Here is a 17,152-nt window from a genome sequence, read left to right as displayed (position 1 = left end):
CGTTTGTGCGGGTTCAGGCTTGCCGTTGTGTGCATCTGGCCCCATTATCATGAGCCTGTTTATTGCGATGCGGTTTGATGCACTGCAATATTTACCTGATTATGTCATCGTAGTTGCGGTTGGAGTGGTAAAACATGCCGATTTATGAATACCGTTGTGAAGCCTGTGGTGCACAAAAGGAACATCTGCAAAAAATGAGCGATGATCCGATTGCCCAATGCCCGGCCTGCGGTAGCAGCCAGTACAGCAAACAGCTGTCTGCAGCGGGGTTCCAGCTCAAAGGCAATGGCTGGTATGTCACCGATTTCAAAAATGGCAGCGGCCCGTCCTGTGGTGGCGGCGGTTGCGGCAGCGGCGGTTGCGCCTGAGGCCCTATGAAACATATCAAGATGACCCTGCGCGGCTACCTGGCTGCCGGCTTGCTGATCTGGCTGCCGGTAGCGATAACGCTATGGGTGCTGAACCTGATCATCGGTACGCTGGATCAGACCATCAACCTGCTGCCACGCATGTGGCGTCCGGAAAGCCTGTTCGGCTTTGATATCCCGGGGCTGGGTGTGGTGCTGGCTTTTGCCATTCTGCTGGGTACCGGTTTCATGGCGGCCAACGTGCTGGGCCAGAAGCTGCTGGACCTGTGGAACCTGATTCTCACCCGTACCCCGGTGGTCAGTACCATCTACAACAGCGTAAAACAAGTGTCAGACACGCTGCTGTCCGACTCTGGCCAGGCGTTTCGCAAGGCGCTGCTGGTACGTTTTCCGCACCAGGACGCCTGGACGGTAGCGTTCCAGACCGGCACCCCGGCCGGCCAGGTCAAACAGCAGCTGGGTGAAGAGGATTTTGTCAGCGTATACGTGCCGACAACCCCGAACCCCACCTCGGGCTACTTCATCATCGTGCACAAGCGCGACACGCGCGAACTCGATATGAGCGTGGATGAAGCCCTGAAATACGTGATTTCCATGGGCGTGGTTGCCCCGCCTGCGCCCGCCGACGTGCGCAAACAGGAAAGCGACGAACGAAATTGACAGGGTTGGCCGCATGCGGCCAACCCGGCTTCGCTCCCTGTCTGGAAATCCATCAACGAATTCAACACAAAGGCATTGCAATGCGTACCGATTATTGCGGACTTATCGACAAGAAATTTCTCGGCCAGACCGTTACCGTAAAAGGCTGGGCCCATCGTCGCCGTGACCACGGCGGTGTGATCTTCATCGACCTGCGCGACCGTGAAGGTCTGGTACAGGTGGTGATCGATCCGGACACCCCGGAAGCATTCAAGACCGCCGATAGCGCGCGTAACGAATTTGTGCTGTCCATTACCGGTATCGTGCGCGAGCGCCCGGCTGGCACCGCCAACAGCAAAATGATCTCCGGCGAGATCGAGATCCTGGCCAAGGACATCGAGATCCTGAACACCGCGGCCACCCCGCCGTTCCAGATCGACGACGAAAACCTGTCCGAGAACGTGCGTCTGACCAACCGTGTCATCGACCTGCGTCGCCCGGCCATGCAGAAAAACCTGCGCCTGCGCTACCGCGTGGCCATGGGTGTGCGTAACCACCTGGACAAGCAGGGCTTCATCGACATCGAAACCCCGATGCTGACCCGCTCCACCCCGGAAGGCGCCCGCGACTACCTGGTACCGTCCCGCGTGCATCCGGGCGAATTCTTCGCGCTGCCGCAATCGCCACAGCTGTTCAAACAGCTGCTGATGGTGGCCGGTTTCGACCGCTACTACCAGATCACCAAGTGCTTCCGTGACGAAGACCTGCGTGCCGACCGCCAGCCGGAATTCACCCAGATCGATATCGAGACTTCGTTCCTGAACGAAGACCAGATCATGGACATCACCGAAAACATGGCGCAGGAAATCTTCCGCGACGTGATGAACGTAGAGCTGGGCAAGTTCCCGCGCATGACCTACGGCGACGCCATGTTCTACTACGGCTCCGACAAGCCGGACCTGCGCGTAAGCCTGAAATTCACCGAACTGACCGACGTGATGAAGTCGGAAGAGTTCAAGGTATTCCGCGGCGCGGCCGACATGGCCAATGGCCGCGTGGTAGCCCTGCGCGTGCCGAACGGCGCCACCCTGTCGCGTAAAGAGATCGACGACTACACCCAGTTCGTCGGCATCTACGGCGCCAAGGGCCTGGCCTACATCAAGGTCAACGACGTCACCAAGCTGAACGAAGAAGGCCTGCAATCGCCTATCGTGAAGTTCCTGTCCGCTGCCGGCCTGCAAGCCATCATCGAGCGTACCGGTGCCCAGAACGGCGACATCATCTTCTTTGGCGCTGATAAAGCCAAAGTGGTGAACGAAGCCATCGGCGCGCTGCGTATCAAGATCGGCCACGAGCGTGGCGAAAAAGACGGCTACTTCGTGCGCGAATGGCGCCCGCTGTGGGTTGTCGACTTCCCGATGTTCGAGCACGACGAAGACGCCGACCGCTGGACCGCTTGCCACCACCCGTTCACCAGCCCGAAACCAGGCCACGAAGACCTGATGGACACCGACCCGGGCGCTTGCCTGGCCCGTGCCTACGACATGGTGCTGAACGGTTGGGAAATCGGCGGTGGTTCGGTACGTATCCACCGCGCCGAGGTACAGGAAAAAGTATTCGCCGCGCTGAAGATCAGCCCGGAAGAGCAGCAGAACAAGTTCGGCTTCCTGCTGGACAACCTGAAATTCGGTGCGCCGCCGCACGGTGGCCTGGCCTTCGGTCTGGACCGTCTGGTGACCCTGATGGCCGGTGCCGAGTCCATCCGCGACGTCATCGCCTTCCCGAAAACCCAGCGTGCGCAGTGTCTGCTGACCAACGCGCCGAACGCGGTAGACGAGAAGCAGCTGCGCGAACTGAACCTGCGCCTGCGCCAGAAAGCCGAGCCTGCCGCCTAAGGTTGGCCGCACACTGTCTGCACACCGCAACGGGCCCCATATGGGGCCCGTTTTTTATGCGCCTAGGGCTTGATAAAGGGTCACGCTGGCGTCATTTAACTGCAGTAGCGTAGCGGTGATTGCCATCTGCTATGGCTGGAATTGTCAATTTCAATTTGAGCCTGGCCATGGCCTGCTTTATAACCGCCGCAGCAGCCGGGCAAACCGGCCTTATCACGATAAATGTTTTCCCAAGGAGATCTTCATGGCCGTACTCGTAGGCAAACAAGCCCCGTTTTTTGCTGGTGAAAAAACCTTCTCCGCCGTACTGGGCGATGGTCAGATCGTAGACAACTACTCCTTCCAGGAAGCTACCGCCGGCAAATACGCTGTGGTGTTTTTCTACCCGCTGGACTTCACCTTCGTGTGCCCGTCCGAGCTGATCGCCTTTGACCACCGTCTGGCCGAATTCAAAGCCCGCAACGTTGAAGTGATCGGCGTGTCCATCGACAGCCAGTTCAGCCACGCTGCATGGCGTAACACCCCGGTAGAAAAAGGCGGTATCGGCCAAGTGGGTTACACCCTGGTTGCCGACATCCAGCACGAACTGTGCAAAGCCTTCGACGTAGAAGCTGACGGCGGCGTGGCCTTCCGTGGCTCCTTCCTGATTGACAAAGCCGGTGTGGTACAACACCAGGTAGTGAACAACCTGCCGCTGGGCCGCAACGTGGACGAAATGATCCGCATGGTTGACGCCCTGCAGTTCACCGAAGAGCACGGCGAAGTGTGCCCGGCTGGCTGGAACAAAGGCAAAAAAGGCATGACCGCCAGCGCCGAAGGCGTAGCGTCCTACCTGGCTGAAAACGCCAAAGACCTGTAATCCCGCTGCGCCAGCCCTAAGGTTGGCCGCAGGATGCCAAAAGCCCCGCGCAAGCGGGGCTTTTGTGTTTTCAGGCGTGGCTCAGCGTGCCAGCAGGCGCTGCAGCGGGCGGTGCTGGATCAGCACGGTGAGCAGTGCGATGGCGGCGCAGGCCCACCACAGCCAGGCGCCGCCGTACTGGCCGTAAAACCAGGTGCCGGCGGCTGGCGCGTACAGCGTGCGCCCGCCCCAGCCGGCGCTGTAGATACCCAGATAGCGGCCGCGCTGGCGGCCTTCCGAGCACTGCATCGCTACGGTAGACCAGGTGGGCGACAGCAACACCTCGCCCAGCGTCAGCACCACCATGGCCAGGATAGGCCACACGATATGGGTACCCAGATTCAGCAGCAGGTAGCTGCCACCCAGCAGCAGCACCGCTGCATGCGAACAGCGCACAATGCCCCAGTGGCTAATGCGCCGCGCCACCCACACCTGCAGCCCCACCACCAGCAGGCCGTTGAGGGTAAACAGGTAGCCGATCCACTGCGGGCCCAGCTGGTAATGCTCGCGCAGGTACAGGCCCATGGTGCCGTACATCTGGTCGAATACCGCCACGATCAGCAGCAAGCCCAGCATGAAACGCAAAAAGTCGGCGTCGCGCCACGGCGAAGCCTGGCCTTCATCGGCCTGCCGGCTGGTGAGGTGCAGCGGGGGCGCTCCACCCAGGCGGCGATAGGCGGCCCATACCCACAGCCCGGCCAGCAGGCTGGCGCAGCCCTGTGCCACAAATACCCAGTGGTAGCCGTAGGCCGCCAGCAGGCCACCGGTAATGCCGGCCAGCGACGTGCCCAGGTTGAACGACATGCGGTACAAGCCCTGCGCGGTGGGGCGTTGCGCCGGCGAGCACGGCTCCAGCACCAGCCGCATATTGCAGGGGCGGAAGCTGCCGTCGGCCAGGCCGCATACCACCAGCAGCGGCACATAGGCCCACACCGGTAGCGACAGCGCCAGGCTCAGGGTGAGTACGCCGCTGGCCAGCAGCAGCGCGGTGGCCAGATGGCGGCTGTCGAAGCGGTCGGACAGCACGCCGCCCAGGTAGGAGCCGGCAAACATGCCCAGGCCGTAGCAGCTCATCAGCAGCCCGATCTGCGTGTACGGCAGCTGGTAGCGCTCCAGAAAGAACAGCGGCAGGAACAGCTTGGCAATGCCACCCATGGTGTTGATCAGGGTGGCGGCGATCTGGATATAGACGGAAGCGGGCAAGCCGCGAAAAGGGGAAAGCAGTTTGCGCCCGAGGGTAGGGGCGAGTGCGGCCAACATGACGGTTTCCTTGTGGGAGGGGAGGTGTGCCGGCACGAAAGCCGGGTGGACAGTAGCGCCCACCCCAGCGTAACCGCGATGTCATGAAGCTGGCAAAGCTTGCCCGAAAACGCTGCGTTCCGGGCAGAAAACAGTTGCTCGTGTCAGGATTTGGGCAGCAAAGGCAATAGCGTTGGCAGTATGTTGTCCAGCATCTGGCCCTGCGCGCCGGCTGCCGGGTGAATGCCGTCTGGCTGGAATTTGCCGAGGTCGCGCTCGAAGCCTTTTACTAGCAGCGGTACCAGCGCGGCCTTGCGCGCACTGGCCACGTCGCGGAACACCGCCTGGAACTTGTTGCCGTACTCTGGGCCATAGTTCGGTGGCAGCGCCATGCCTACCAGCAGCACGCGGGTTTTTTGTGATTGCGCCAGGCGCACCATCTGGTTCAGGTTATCCTGCATGGCCGGTAGTGGCAGGCCGCGCAGGCCGTCGTTCCCGCCCAGCTCCAGCACCAGCACGTCCGGTTTGTGTTGCTGTAGTACGGCAGGCAGGCGCGACAGGCCGCCGGCAGTGGTTTCCCCGCTCAGGCTGGCGTTGACTACCTGGTGTTTTGCCCCCAGTTTCTTTTGCAGCAAGCTTACCCAGCCTTGCGCCGGGTTAAGCCCGTAGGCGGCAGAAATACTGTCGCCGAACACCACAATCTTGCCGGCCTGAGCCAGCGGTGCGGCCAACAGGCAGGCCAACAACACACAGCGCTTGATCATCAACATGACATCCTCTTCGGTAAACAGCGCGATTCTGCGCGCCCAGGCCGTTACCCGGCAAGTGAACTACCACGGCCAGCAGCTGGCCATCCTGCACGACGCCAGCTTGGCGGTGAACGCCGGCGAGAGCGTGGCCATTGTCGGTGCCAGCGGCAGCGGCAAGTCCACGCTGCTGGCTATTCTGGCAGGGCTGGACGCGGCGAGTTCCGGCGAGGTGTGGCTGGCGGGCCAGCCGCTGTCCGGCCTGGACGAAGACGGCCGCGCGCTGCTGCGCCGCGAACAGGTGGGCTTCGTGTTCCAGAACTTCCAGCTGATGCCGCAGTTCACCGCGCTGGAAAACGTGATGCTGCCGCTGGAGCTGGCCGGCCGCGCCGACGCCCGCTCTGCCGCCGCCGCCATGCTGCAGCGCGTGGGCCTGGGCCACCGGCTGGATCACTACCCGCGCCACCTGTCTGGCGGCGAGCAGCAACGCGTGGCGCTGGCGCGCGCCTTTGTGCTGCGCCCGGCGCTGCTGTTTGCCGACGAACCCACCGGCAACCTGGACCCTGCCACCGGCCAGCAGATCATCGAGCTGCTGTTCGAGCTGAACGCCGAAGCCGGCACCGCGCTGGTGCTGGTCACGCACGACACCACCTTGGCCGCACGCTGCGCCGCCGTCTACCGCCTCACTGCCGGCGTGCTGGCTCGGGGTGAGGCATGAAAGCGCTGGCCTGGCTGATGGGCTGGCGCCTGCTGCGGCGCGAGCTGAAATCCGGCGAGCTCACCGTACTGGCGCTGGCCTTGCTGGTGGCGGTGGCGGCGATGAGCAGCGTGGCGTTTTTTGCCGACCGTATCGACAGCGCGCTGACACGGCAGGCCAGCCAGCTGCTGGCGGCCGACTTGGTGGTGAACGGCCGCGCCCCGGCCGAGCCCGCCTGGCAGCAGCGCGCGCAGGCGCAGGGGCTGCGCCAGGTGCCCACTGCCATTTTCCCGTCCATGGTGTTTGCCCGCGAGCAAGCGGTGCTGGCCAACCTGAAAGCCGTGGCCAGCGGCTACCCGCTGCGTGGCGAGGTGCAGATCCGCACCCGCCAGGGTGTGAAGCAGGGCGTGTATAGCCCGGCGCCGGGCGAGGTGTGGGCCGACGCACGCCTGCTGCAAAAGATGGGCTTGCAGCTGGGCGACAGCGTGCGTCTGGGTAGCCGCAGCTTGGTATTGGCCGCCGAAGTGTTGCGCGAGCCGGACGGCGCGGTGGACGTGTTCAACTTTATCCCCCGTGTGCTGCTGAACCACGCCGACCTGGCCGCCACCGGCCTGGTGCAGGACGGCAGCCGCATCCGCTACCGCCTGCTGCTGGCCGGTGAGGCGGCGCAGGTCAAAAGCTACCGCGACTGGCTGGCGCCACAACTGAAAGCTGGCACGCGGCTGGAAGACATCGAAGAAGCCCGCCCCGAAGTGCGTAGCGCGCTGGAGCGGGCGCGGCGCTTTCTCGGCCTGACGGCCATCCTGTCGGTAACGCTGTCGGCAGCGGCGGTGGCGCTGGCGGTGCGCCGCTACCTGGCGCGGCACTGGCAAAGCGTAGCCGTGCTACGTGCGCTGGGGCAAACCGCGCCCGAGGTCGCCACGGTGTGGGGCAGCCTGTTCCTGTGGCTGGGCCTGCTGGCCGGCGTGCTGGGCGCGCTGGCCGGTTATGGCGTGCAGGCGCTGCTGGTGTACCTGGCCAGGCAATGGCTGGGCGACGGCTTGCCTCCACCGGGCTGGCTGGCGTGGCTCACCGGGCCGCTGTCAGCGCTGATCCTGCTGGCCGGCTTTGCCTTGCCGCCGCTGCTGGCGCTGCGCCGCGTGCCGGCCATGGCGGTGCTGCGCGCCGACGTGCCGGCGGGCAGCCGTTCGCTGCTGGCGCCGCTACTGGCGCTGGTGGCCTTGCTGGGCCTCACCGCCTGGCAGATCGGCGACGGCCCGCTGGCGCTGTGGCTGCTGTCCGGCCTGGGCGGTTTTCTGGCTGCCGTGGGGCTGCTGGCCTGGGGCATTGTGGTGCTGCTGCGCCGCGTGCCGCTGTCTGGTGCGGTGGGCTGGCGCCATGGTGCGGCTAACCTGGCGCGCCGGCCATGGCTGGCGGTGATCCAGATCGCCGCCTTGTCGGTGAGCCTGCTGGCGCTGTTGACGCTGACCGTGGTGCGCGACGACCTGATCGGCGCCTGGCAGCGCTCGCTACCGCCGGACGCGCCGGACAGCTTCCTGATCAACCTGCAGCCGCCGCAGCGCGCCGAGCTGGCGCAGGCTTTTGCCAAGGTTGGCCGCAGCGCGCCCGAGGCGCTGCCGATGACCCGGGCGCGGCTCACCGAGATTAACGGCAAACCGGTTAAAGCTGCCGATTACACCGACGAGCGCGCACAGCGGCTGGTGGAGCGCGAGTTCAACCTGTCGTGGCGCGACGCGGCCAACCCGCGCAACCAGATCGTGGCCGGGCAGTGGTGGCAGCCTGGCAGCAACACGCCGCAGTTTTCGCTGGAACAAGGCCTGGCGGACACCCTGCGTCTGAAGCAGGGCGATACGCTGACCTTCGATATCGCCGGCACCCGTTGGCAGGCGCCGGTCACCAGCCTGCGCAAGGTGGCGTGGGACAGCTTCCAGCCCAACTTCTTCGTGATTGCGCCTGCCGGCTGGATGGGCGACCAGGCCGCCAGCTACATCGCCAGCTACCGCGCGCCGGACGCCGGCTTCAATAACCGGCTGGTGGCGGCGCTGCCTAATATCACCGTGGTGGACATCAGCACCATCGTGCGCGAGGTCCGCGCTGTGATCGACCGCCTTGCGCTGGCCATCGAAGCCATGTTCGCGTTAACGTTGGCCGCAGGGGTACTGGTGCTGTGGGCGGCGATGGCGGCTACCCGCGACGAGCGCCTGTACGACGTGGCGCTGCTGCGGGCGCTGGGCGCCTCGCGCCGCCAGGTGCGCAGCGTGCTGCTGGCCGAGCTGGCGTGGCTGGGGGGCGTGGCCGGGCTGATGGCCGGTGGCGGCGCCATGGCGCTGGGCGCGCTGGTGGCGGTGCAGCTGTTCAACCTGCCGCTGGCGCTGAATCTGTGGCTGTTGCCGCTGGGCATGCTGGCCGGTGGCAGCGTGGTGGCGCTGGCGGCGTGGCCGCTGCTGCGCCGCGTGACGCACACGCCGCCCAGCGAAGTGCTGCGCGCAAACTAGGAAAGCGATATGGATGCACTGGTACTGGCGGCCATGGATAAATGGCCGAATGTGCCCGCCGTGTACGGCTGGCTGCGGCTGGATGCCCGCGGGCAATGGTGGCTGCGCGACAGCCTGCTGAAACAAGCGGCGATAGTGGATTTCTTCCGCCGCAACTACGCCCGTGATGGCGAGGGCCGCTACTACGTGCAAAACGGGCCGCAAAAAGTGTTCGTGGCGCTGGAGGCGGCGCCCTATGTGGCGCGCCGCCACGGCGGCGCCTGGGCGCTGATGCCGGACATGGCCACCGACCGCGCCCGCATGGCGTGGCTGGACGAAGAAGGCCGCCTGTTTGTAGAGCTGGGCGGCGAGCTGGCCATTGTGGACGACCGCGACCTGCTGGCCTTGTGCGAGCTGATCTGCCGCCCGGATGGCCGCCAGCCGGCTGATGCCGACTGGCAAGCCTGGGAGCAGGGCGTGCTGCCGCTACAGCTGATGTTGCCGGAGGGCAGCATACCGTTGCGCCGCAGTGCGTTTGCCGAGCTGGAAGCGGCTTACCATCTGGTACGGGTGCCACAGCCCTGATGGCCGCATGGTATGATCTGGCGGTTTTGGCAGATGCCAGCTGATAGCCTGTTTCCTACCGATGATACGACCTGCCCTTAGGCTGTTTTCCCTGTTGGCCGCACTGTTCGCGCTGTGGCTGGCCTGGGTGATTGTGGTGCCCGTCACCCCCGACCGCCAGCCCTACACCGTGACCGTGGGCCTTAACCGCACCATGACCCAGCTGGCGCGCACGCTGGAAGACGACGGCGCGGTGCGTAACCGCTACGTGATGGTGGCGCTGTCGCGCGTGATGGGCGTGGATCGCAAGCTCAAGCCCGGCCTGTACCAGTTTGGTGGCGCCACCGCCATGTGGCAGTACCTGAACCGCTTTGCCGATGGCCACCCGGACCAGTCCAGCGTCACCATCATCGAAGGCTGGCGCTTTGCCCAGTTCCGCAACGCCCTGCGCAAGGAAGACGACCTGCGCCAGGATACGGCCGGCTGGAGCGACAGCCGCCTGCTGGCCGAGCTGGGTGTCGCTAGCGACAGCGCCGAAGGGCTGTTCTTCCCCAGCACCTATTTCTACACGCCCGGCAGCAGCGACCTGGACGTCTACCGCCGGGCCTACCAGAGCATGCAGCAGCAGCTGCAAACCGTGTGGGAAGCCCGCGCGGCCGACCTGCCGTACACCACACCGTACGAGCTGCTGACCATGGCCAGCCTGATCGAAAAAGAAACCGCGCACGAAGCCGACCGCCCCATGGTGGCCAGCGTGTTTGTGAACCGCCTCAAGATCGGCATGCGCCTGCAAACCGACCCGTCCGTCATCTACGGCATGGGCGCACGCTACAACGGCAATATCGCCAAGGCCGACCTGCGCCGCGATACACCGTACAACACCTATACCCGTGCCGGCCTCACGCCCACGCCCATCGCCCTGCCAGGCCGCGCCGCGCTGGATGCTGCGGCCAACCCTGCCCAGAGCCGCGCGCTGTACTTCGTGGCCAAAGGCGATAGCAGCGGTACCTCACAGTTTTCCGAGACGCTGGACGAGCACAATGCTGCCGTCCGCGACTACATCCTGAAGAAAGGCAAGTAATGTCCAAGGCGCGCTTCATTACGCTGGAAGGCCTGGATGGTGCCGGCAAGAGCACCCATCTGGCCTTTATCCGACGCTACCTGGAACAAGCCGGTATCGATACCGAGTTCACCCGCGAGCCAGGCGGCACCCCGCTGGGCGAAAAGCTGCGCGAGATCCTGCTGGATATCGACACCGAAGCCACGCTGGATACCGAAACCCTGTTGATGTTCGCCAGCCGCCAGGAACTGGTATCGTCGCTGATCCGCCCCAGCCTGGCCGCCGGCCGCTGGGTGGTGAGCGACCGCTTTACCGATGCCACCTTCGCCTACCAGGGCGGTGGCCGTGGTGTGCCCGCCGAGCGCATTGCCATTCTGGAGCAGTGGGTACAGCAAGGCCTGCAGCCCGATCTCACCATTTTGCTGGACGTGCCGCTGGAAGTGTCGCAGGCGCGCCTGGCGCAAAGCCGGCTGCCGGACCGTTTCGAGCGCGAGCGTGAAGACTTCCACCAGCGCGTGCGCCAGATGTACCTGGCCCGCGCCCAGGCCAATCCGGGCCGCTTTGTGGTGATCGACGCGCGTGGCGACATCGACGCCATCCAGCAGCAGATTGCCGCTGCGCTGGCGCGCCTGCAGGAGGCCTGATGCACTACCCGTGGCAGCACGATGACTGGCAAAGGTTGGCCGCAGAGTTTGCCCGCCTGCCCAACGCCTGGCTGTTTACCGGCCCGGCCGGTATCGGCAAGAGCGAGTTTGCCCATCAGGTCGCCCAGGCATTGCTATGCGAAGCGCCCGGCGCCGGCCACCACGCCTGCGGCCAGTGTCAGGCTTGCCACTGGTTTGCTACCGGCAACCACCCGGATTACCGCCTGCTGGCCCCGGCGCAAGACGAAGAAGACGACGAGGGCAAGGAAGGCAAGGCCACCAAGCGCAAGCTGCCGGTGATCAAGATCGACGGCGTGCGCGCCGTGATCGAGTTTGCCCATTTGAGCTCGCACCGTGGTGGCCGTCGCGTGGTAGTGGTGGAACCGGCCGAAAGCCTGAACCCGGCAGCGGCCAACGCCTTGCTGAAAGTGCTGGAAGAGCCGCCGGCCGACGTGGTGTTCCTGCTGGTAAGCGGCGCGCCGCAGCGCCTGCTGCCCACCATCAAGAGCCGCTGCCGCCAGTTTCCGCTTACCGCACCGCAGCCTGCCGTGGCATTGGCCTGGCTGCAGCAGCAGGGCGTGGACAGCGCCGAGGCCGAGCTGGCGTTTCACGGTGGCATGCCGATATTCGAACACGACGCCGAGCTGGCCACGCTGCGCCGCGATTTCGTGCAAGCGCTGACACAGCCGGCGCTGGCCAGCCTGCTGGCGGCGGTAGAAAAGCTGGACCGCCACAAGCTGCCGCTGGCGTTGCCACTGCAATGGCTGGGAAAATGGCTGCATGACCTGGCCAGTTTGAAACTGGCCGGCAGCCTTCGCTATTATCCAGCCATGCAGGACGCGCAGCAGCGCCTGTTGCCACGGCTGGACATACACAAGCTGATGGTCTGCCAGCGCGAGCTCAATGCGCTGGTGCCCTTTGGCCAGCACACACTGGTAACGCGGCTGCAGCTGGAAGCCCTGCTGATGCACTACATCAAGGCCTTCAGTAACAAGGCCGCCTGACCCAACCCTAACCGGATACCTGCATATGGATAACGCAGCCAACAAGCAAGACAAGCACGACGCCGGCCGCCCGGGCGTGCTATCGCTGTCCATCAAGGAGCGTAGCGCCCTGTACGCTGCCTATATGCCGTTTCTGCGCAACGGCGGCATTTTTGTGCCCACCGCCCGCGACTACAACCTGGGTGACGAGGTATTCCTGCTGCTGACCCTGCTGGACGACCCGCAAAAGGTGGCGGTGCAGGGCAAGGTGGCGTGGATTACCCCGGCCGGCGCCAACAACAACCGCAACCAGGGCGTGGGCATCGAGTTTGCCACCGGCGACGCCGGCAAGCAGGCGCGCGACCGTATCGAAACCCTGCTGGGCGGCGCGCTGAACTCCACCCGCCCCACCCACACCATGTAATACCGGGCTGCCTGCGCCGCGCTGTGCGGCCAAGGCGGGTGGCCACAAGATTGGAACACCATGCTGGTTGATTCACACTGTCATATCAATTTCCCCGACCTGGCGGCACGCATGCCCGAGGTGCTGACCAATATGGCCACCCACGGCGTGGGCCACGCCATGGTCATCGGCGTGAGCCGCCCCAAATACCCCGAGGTAATCGGCCTGGCCGAAGCGCACGCCAACCTGTTTGCCACCGTGGGCATCCACCCGGATGACCCCGACGCCGAAGAATTCAGCGAAGACGAACTGGTGGCGCACGCCGCACACCCCAAAGTCGTCGGCATCGGCGAAACCGGCCTTGACTACCACTGGTGCCAGGGTGACCTGGCCTGGCAGCACGAACGCTTTGCCACCCACATCCGCGCCGCGCGCCGCGTGAGCCTGCCGCTGGTGGTGCATACCCGCAGCTCGGCGGAAGACACCGTGCGCATGATGCGCGAACACGGCGCCGACGCCGTGGGCGGCGTGATGCACTGCTTCACCGAAACCTGGGACATCGCCCGCGCCGCGCTGGATCTGGGCTTTTACATCTCGCTGTCCGGCATCGTCACCTTCAAGAACGCCGCCGTGGTCAAAGAGGTGGCGCAAAAGGTGCCGCTGGACCGCCTGCTGGTAGAAACCGACTCGCCCTACCTGGCGCCGGTGCCGTACCGCGGCAAGACCAACGAGCCGGCCTTCGTCAAACACGTGGCCGAGCACATTGCCGAGCTGCGCGGCCTGCGTTTCGAGCAGGTGGCCGAGGCCACTACCGATAATTACTTCCGCCTGTTTGCCAAGGCGCAGCGCACCGGCGCATAAGGGGACCGCATGACGCAGCTGACGTGGACAGTGCTGGGCTGCGGCTCCAGCGGCGGTGCCCCCGCCATCGGCTGCAGCTGCCCCACGTGTACGTCTACCGACCCGCGCAACACCCGCACCCGCTGCAGCGCCTACGTGCGCATCGGCGACACCGGCGTGCTGATCGACACCGGGCCGGACCTGCGCCAGCAGGCGCTGCGCGAGGGCATTACCCGCGTCGATGCGGTGCTGTACACCCACCCGCACGCCGACCACCTGAACGGTATCGACGACCTGCGCGCCTTCTGTTACGTGAAAAAAGGGCCGATTACGCTGTACGGCAACGACTTCACACTGGACAACATCAGCCGCCGTTTCGACTACGCGTTGGCACCGCCGTCGCCGGTGTGGGACAAACCCGTGTTGCGCACTGAGCGTGTGCACGCGCCGTTCGAGCTGGCTGGCGTTACCATCACGCCGATACCGCTACAGCACGGCCCCAGCTGGCCGTGCCTGGGCTGGCGCATCGGCAACACCGCGTGGCTTACCGACTTGTCTACCATCCCCGACAGCAGCCTGCCACTGCTGCAAGGCCTGGATACGCTGTTTCTGGACTGCCTGCGGCCGGAACCCTACCCGTCGCACCTGCACGTGGCCGCCGCGCTTGACTGGGCGCAAAGCTTGGCCGCAAAACAGACCTGGCTTATCCACATGACGCACCAGCTGGAATACCATGCGCTGCAAGCGCAGTGCCCGCCCGGCGTCAGCGTGGCGTGGGACGGCCTGCAGCTAGCCGGCTAGCGCCGCCACGGCGGCCAACCTTAACCCGAACCGAAAGCAAAAATGGAAACCCTGATTACCCTGTTTGTCGCCGCTATTGGCCTGATCTTTGCCGGCAGCGTTGCCGTGTTCTACCTGGGCTGCCTGGGCGTGACCATGGCTGCGCTCAACAATGGCCGCATCGTGTGGGGTAGCCTGACTTTCTTCATTCCACCGCTGTCGCTGCTGTTTGCGCTGAAAAACCGCCAGCTGGTGGGCTGGGCTTACGGTTTCATCATCAAGGGCGGCGCCATGACCGCGCTGCTGCTGGGCCTGGGCTGGGCCAGCCTGCACCTGATGCCGATGCCGCAGCACAACACCGGCCAGCTGATGGAACGCCTGCTGCCCAAACCGGCAGACCAGGCCAGCGCCCCGGCGCAGGCTGGCCCGGTACAGCAGTAAGCTGTTCTACCCCGTTCAGCACGTAAAAAGCCGCCCGTGAAAACGGGCGGCTTTTTCGTTGCTGCAAGTGCGCATGGTGGCGGGTAACTATTTGGCCCGGCAAGCCGGCACCGCGTCGTGGCCTTGCAGCGCGCGCAGCTGCCGCCAGCTGACGCGCGGGCAGGCCTTCGGTTTTTTGGACGGCTGGCACCAGCTGCGGTAGCTGCCTTCGTTTTGTTCGGCCAGGCATTGCTTGAAGTCGGGCACCGCCAGGTAGGCCGGCGGCAGCGCGGCGTAAACGGGCAGCGCGATGGCGGCCAGGGTGGCGGCGAGGGCGAGGTGGCGTAGCGGGGGCATGGTGGTGGCTTTCAAATCTGGATAGCGCAATGGTAGCAGCATGGCATGTGCGGGTGCGAACAGGCTTGGCCGCATTCAAGCCAAGGTTGGCCGCAACACCACCCGCGCCGCCTCTATCAGTACGTCGCTCAGGCGCGCCAGCCGGGGCGATTGCACCTGCCAGTGGTGCCAGTACAGCGCCACGTCTACCGGCTTGTCGGGCTGTAGCGGCAGCAGGGTGCCAGCCAGGCCGCATGCGGCCAACTGTACGTCGGGCAGCATGCCCCAGCCCAGCCCCAGCTTTACCGCCTGCAGATAGGGGTCGGACGCGGGCAGGAAGTGGCAGGGGTAGCTATCGTCCGGCAGGCCGAAGTGTTGCAGCAGCCAGTCGGCTTGCAGCCGGTCTTTGTGGTTGTAGATCATCACCGGTGCACGGCGCAGTGCGTCGCGGCTGACGCCGCTGCCAAACCAGCGGGCGTGGTAGTCGGCGCTGGCCAGCGCCTGGTAGCGCATCACGCCCAGCGGGCTGGCGCTGCAGCCGCGCATGGCTTGCGGCTCGGTGGAGATGCAGCCCAGCGCCATGCCGGCTTGCAGCAGGGTGTAGGTGTGGTCCTGGTCGTCCACGATCACGTCCAGCAGCACGCGTTCGCGGATCAGGAACGGCGTCAGCGCCGGCAGAAACCAGCTGGCCACGCTGTCGGCGTTTACCGCCAGCGACACGCTGAGCATGGCGCTGTCGTCTCCGGCAAAGGTGGCGGCCAGGTCGGCTTCCAGCAGTGCAGCGCGTTGCAGGTGCTGGCGCAGCAGCTGGCCTTCGCGGGTGGCCCGGCAGGGGCGGCTGCGCACCAGCAGCGGCTTGCCCAGTACTTCTTCCAGCGCGCGTATGCGCTGCGAGATGGCCGACGGCGTCAGGTGCAGGTCTTGTGCGGCTTGTTCGAAGCTGCCGCTGTCCAGCGCGGCCAGAAAGGCTTCGCAGTGTTTGGGGTCGAGTTTCATCGCGAGCCTGATGGTGTAAGTGAAGCCAGATTAATGATAGCCAAGATAATTTAATCTTGCTGTTCTGGCTGGCAGAGCTGCCCGATACTGGCGGCCAACTTACACCACGGAGACCACCATGCTGACAGCCAGCTACTTCAAGGGCCTGGGCCTGGGCGCCAGCCTGATCATGGCCATCGGTTCACAAAACGCGCACGTACTGAAAATGGGTCTGTTGCGCCAGCACATCGGCCCCACGGTGCTGGTGTGCATGCTGTGTGACGCAGTGCTGATTGTGGCCGGCGTGGCCGGTATGGGCAGCCTGATCCAGCATAGCCCGCTGCTGCTGGAGGCGGCGCGCTGGGGTGGGGCGGCGTTCCTGTTCTGGTACGGGCTACGCGCGTGGCGTGCGGTGTTGGCCAATGACAGCCTGCAGATTGCCGCCGGGGCTAGCGCGATATCACTGAAGGTGGCGTTGATGACGGTACTGGCGCTAACGCTGCTGAACCCGCACGTGTACCTGGATACCGTGGTGCTGCTGGGCAGTATCGGCGGGCAGGAGGCGGGCGACGGCAAGCTGTGGTTTGCGCTGGGGGCGTGTACGGCGTCGGTGCTGTGGTTTACCGCGCTGGGCTACGGCGCGCGGCTGCTGGCGCCGCTGTTTGCGCGGCCGCTGTCGTGGCGGGTGCTGGATGGCGTGGTGGGCACGGTGATGTGGACGCTGGCCGGCGCGCTGGCGCTGTCCTGAGCAGGCGGTGAGCATGAAAAAAGGCGGCACCGTGTGGGTGTCGCCTTTTTTGTTTGGGTGCGGTGGTATGCCACCGCACCGTGGAAAAACCGGAGCCGTCGTCGTTCATGCGCGCACCTCCGCCGTGCCGACCAGGCGCAGCCGTTCTTCGCGTTCGCTTTCGATGAAGTGGGCGATCATGGTACGGTAGATCTTGGCGGTAAGGGCGGCGTCGGCGCCCAGCTCGCCGGCCAGGCGGGTGACGCGGCGCATCACCTGGTCCACGCGCTTGCCGTCTTCCACTTCGGCATCGCTGTGTTTGAAGGCGGCGGCTTGCTGCACGTACAGGCCGCGGTGGGCGATCATGCTGACGATGGCGCGATCCAGGCTATCGATCTGGGTGCGGACTTCGTCCAGGTTGCGGCATTGGTAAACCCATTCCATTTTCTGCTCCTTGTGGTGGT

At 64.9% G+C, this 17,152-nt stretch carries 20 protein-coding genes; 15 read left to right on the top strand and 5 right to left on the bottom strand.

Annotated features, from left to right (window positions below; translation table 11 throughout):
* The first annotated feature begins 134 nt into the window (after nt 1–134).
* The 4 genes from LCH97_RS09015 (at nt 135) to LCH97_RS09000 (ending at nt 3,761) form a co-directional block, all read left to right on the top strand.
* Nucleotides 135–368, top strand: a complete 234-nt coding sequence (locus tag LCH97_RS09015; protein WP_026107812.1) for an FmdB family zinc ribbon protein — start codon at nt 135–137, stop codon at nt 366–368.
* 6 nt (nt 369–374) lie between these two features.
* On the top strand, nt 375–1,028 hold the full coding sequence (locus LCH97_RS09010) for a DUF502 domain-containing protein (RefSeq protein ID WP_017508125.1): 654 nt from the start codon (nt 375–377) through the stop codon (nt 1,026–1,028).
* A gap of 80 nt (nt 1,029–1,108) precedes the next feature.
* Nucleotides 1,109–2,902 carry an aspartate--tRNA ligase gene (aspS, locus tag LCH97_RS09005; protein WP_017508124.1) on the top strand — a complete coding sequence of 598 codons (1,794 nt, stop codon included), beginning with the start codon at nt 1,109–1,111 and terminating at the stop codon, nt 2,900–2,902.
* Between the two features lie 244 nt (nt 2,903–3,146).
* Nucleotides 3,147–3,761: a peroxiredoxin gene (locus LCH97_RS09000; RefSeq protein ID WP_026107811.1), complete on the top strand. Its 615-nt coding sequence runs from the start codon at nt 3,147–3,149 to the stop codon at nt 3,759–3,761.
* Nucleotides 3,762–3,842: 81 nt separating this feature from the next.
* Here the strand turns inward: LCH97_RS09000 and LCH97_RS08995 are convergent, their stop codons facing one another.
* Nucleotides 3,843–5,060 carry an MFS transporter gene (locus LCH97_RS08995; RefSeq protein ID WP_227301443.1) on the bottom strand — a complete coding sequence of 406 codons (1,218 nt, stop codon included), beginning with the start codon at nt 5,058–5,060 and terminating at the stop codon, nt 3,843–3,845.
* Between the two features lie 143 nt (nt 5,061–5,203).
* A complete protein-coding gene (locus tag LCH97_RS08990; RefSeq protein WP_227301442.1) occupies nt 5,204–5,809 on the bottom strand; it encodes an arylesterase in 606 nt (201 codons plus the stop codon).
* On the opposite strand from LCH97_RS08990, the gene LCH97_RS08985 reads away from it, so the two are divergent.
* The 10 genes from LCH97_RS08985 to LCH97_RS08940 all read left to right on the top strand — a co-directional run bounded on the left by LCH97_RS08985 (nt 5,808) and on the right by LCH97_RS08940 (nt 14,671).
* Complete coding sequence (locus LCH97_RS08985; RefSeq protein WP_227301441.1) at nt 5,808–6,503, top strand: ABC transporter ATP-binding protein; 696 nt, start codon at nt 5,808–5,810, stop codon at nt 6,501–6,503. The genes LCH97_RS08990 and LCH97_RS08985 overlap by 2 nt on opposite strands.
* Nucleotides 6,500–8,977, top strand: coding sequence for an ABC transporter permease (locus LCH97_RS08980; protein ID WP_227301440.1), 2,478 nt, complete (start codon nt 6,500–6,502; stop codon nt 8,975–8,977). The genes LCH97_RS08985 and LCH97_RS08980 overlap by 4 nt, the downstream gene beginning before the upstream one ends.
* Before the next feature lie 9 nt (nt 8,978–8,986).
* Nucleotides 8,987–9,541 carry a DUF2946 family protein gene (locus tag LCH97_RS08975; RefSeq protein WP_227301439.1) on the top strand — a complete coding sequence of 185 codons (555 nt, stop codon included), beginning with the start codon at nt 8,987–8,989 and terminating at the stop codon, nt 9,539–9,541.
* A 61-nt stretch (nt 9,542–9,602) separates the two neighbouring features.
* Nucleotides 9,603–10,601, top strand: a complete 999-nt coding sequence (mltG, locus tag LCH97_RS08970; protein WP_227301438.1) for an endolytic transglycosylase MltG — start codon at nt 9,603–9,605, stop codon at nt 10,599–10,601.
* Nucleotides 10,601–11,224 carry a dTMP kinase gene (tmk, locus tag LCH97_RS08965; protein ID WP_227301437.1) on the top strand — a complete coding sequence of 208 codons (624 nt, stop codon included), beginning with the start codon at nt 10,601–10,603 and terminating at the stop codon, nt 11,222–11,224. Before mltG ends, tmk begins: the two co-directional genes overlap by 1 nt.
* Nucleotides 11,224–12,228 carry a DNA polymerase III subunit delta' gene (holB, locus tag LCH97_RS08960; RefSeq protein WP_227301436.1) on the top strand — a complete coding sequence of 335 codons (1,005 nt, stop codon included), beginning with the start codon at nt 11,224–11,226 and terminating at the stop codon, nt 12,226–12,228. Before tmk ends, holB begins: the two co-directional genes overlap by 1 nt.
* Before the next feature lie 25 nt (nt 12,229–12,253).
* Nucleotides 12,254–12,631: a PilZ domain-containing protein gene (locus tag LCH97_RS08955; RefSeq protein WP_227301435.1), complete on the top strand. Its 378-nt coding sequence runs from the start codon at nt 12,254–12,256 to the stop codon at nt 12,629–12,631.
* Between the two features lie 60 nt (nt 12,632–12,691).
* Complete coding sequence (locus LCH97_RS08950) at nt 12,692–13,471, top strand: TatD family hydrolase (protein WP_227301434.1); 780 nt, start codon at nt 12,692–12,694, stop codon at nt 13,469–13,471.
* A 9-nt stretch (nt 13,472–13,480) separates the two neighbouring features.
* Nucleotides 13,481–14,251 carry an MBL fold metallo-hydrolase gene (locus LCH97_RS08945; protein WP_227301433.1) on the top strand — a complete coding sequence of 257 codons (771 nt, stop codon included), beginning with the start codon at nt 13,481–13,483 and terminating at the stop codon, nt 14,249–14,251.
* Nucleotides 14,252–14,293: 42 nt separating this feature from the next.
* On the top strand, nt 14,294–14,671 hold the full coding sequence (locus LCH97_RS08940; protein ID WP_227301432.1) for a hypothetical protein: 378 nt from the start codon (nt 14,294–14,296) through the stop codon (nt 14,669–14,671).
* An 87-nt stretch (nt 14,672–14,758) separates the two neighbouring features.
* Here the strand turns inward: LCH97_RS08940 and LCH97_RS08935 are convergent, their stop codons facing one another.
* Both LCH97_RS08935 and argP read right to left on the bottom strand, forming a co-directional pair.
* On the bottom strand, nt 14,759–15,049 hold the full coding sequence (locus tag LCH97_RS08935; protein WP_227301431.1) for a hypothetical protein: 291 nt from the start codon (nt 15,047–15,049) through the stop codon (nt 14,759–14,761).
* Nucleotides 15,050–15,082: 33 nt separating this feature from the next.
* Nucleotides 15,083–15,982 carry an HTH-type transcriptional regulator ArgP gene (gene argP, locus LCH97_RS08930; protein WP_227301430.1) on the bottom strand — a complete coding sequence of 300 codons (900 nt, stop codon included), beginning with the start codon at nt 15,980–15,982 and terminating at the stop codon, nt 15,083–15,085.
* 118 nt (nt 15,983–16,100) lie between these two features.
* On the opposite strand from argP, the gene LCH97_RS08925 reads away from it, so the two are divergent.
* A complete protein-coding gene (locus LCH97_RS08925) occupies nt 16,101–16,709 on the top strand; it encodes a LysE/ArgO family amino acid transporter (RefSeq protein ID WP_227301429.1) in 609 nt (202 codons plus the stop codon).
* Nucleotides 16,710–16,814: 105 nt separating this feature from the next.
* Here the strand turns inward: LCH97_RS08925 and LCH97_RS08920 are convergent, their stop codons facing one another.
* The gene (locus LCH97_RS08920) at nt 16,815–17,132 is read right to left on the bottom strand and encodes a chorismate mutase (RefSeq protein WP_227301428.1); all 318 of its coding nucleotides are present in this window, start codon (nt 17,130–17,132) and stop codon (nt 16,815–16,817) included.
* Between the last annotated feature and the right edge of the window lie 20 nt (nt 17,133–17,152).

The sequence above is a fragment of the Vogesella sp. XCS3 genome, from assembly GCF_020616155.1.
GTDB lineage: Bacteria > Pseudomonadota > Gammaproteobacteria > Burkholderiales > Chromobacteriaceae > Vogesella.
Note: the sequence above shows the minus strand (reverse complement) of the source record. Positions and strands in the feature narration are given on the sequence as shown.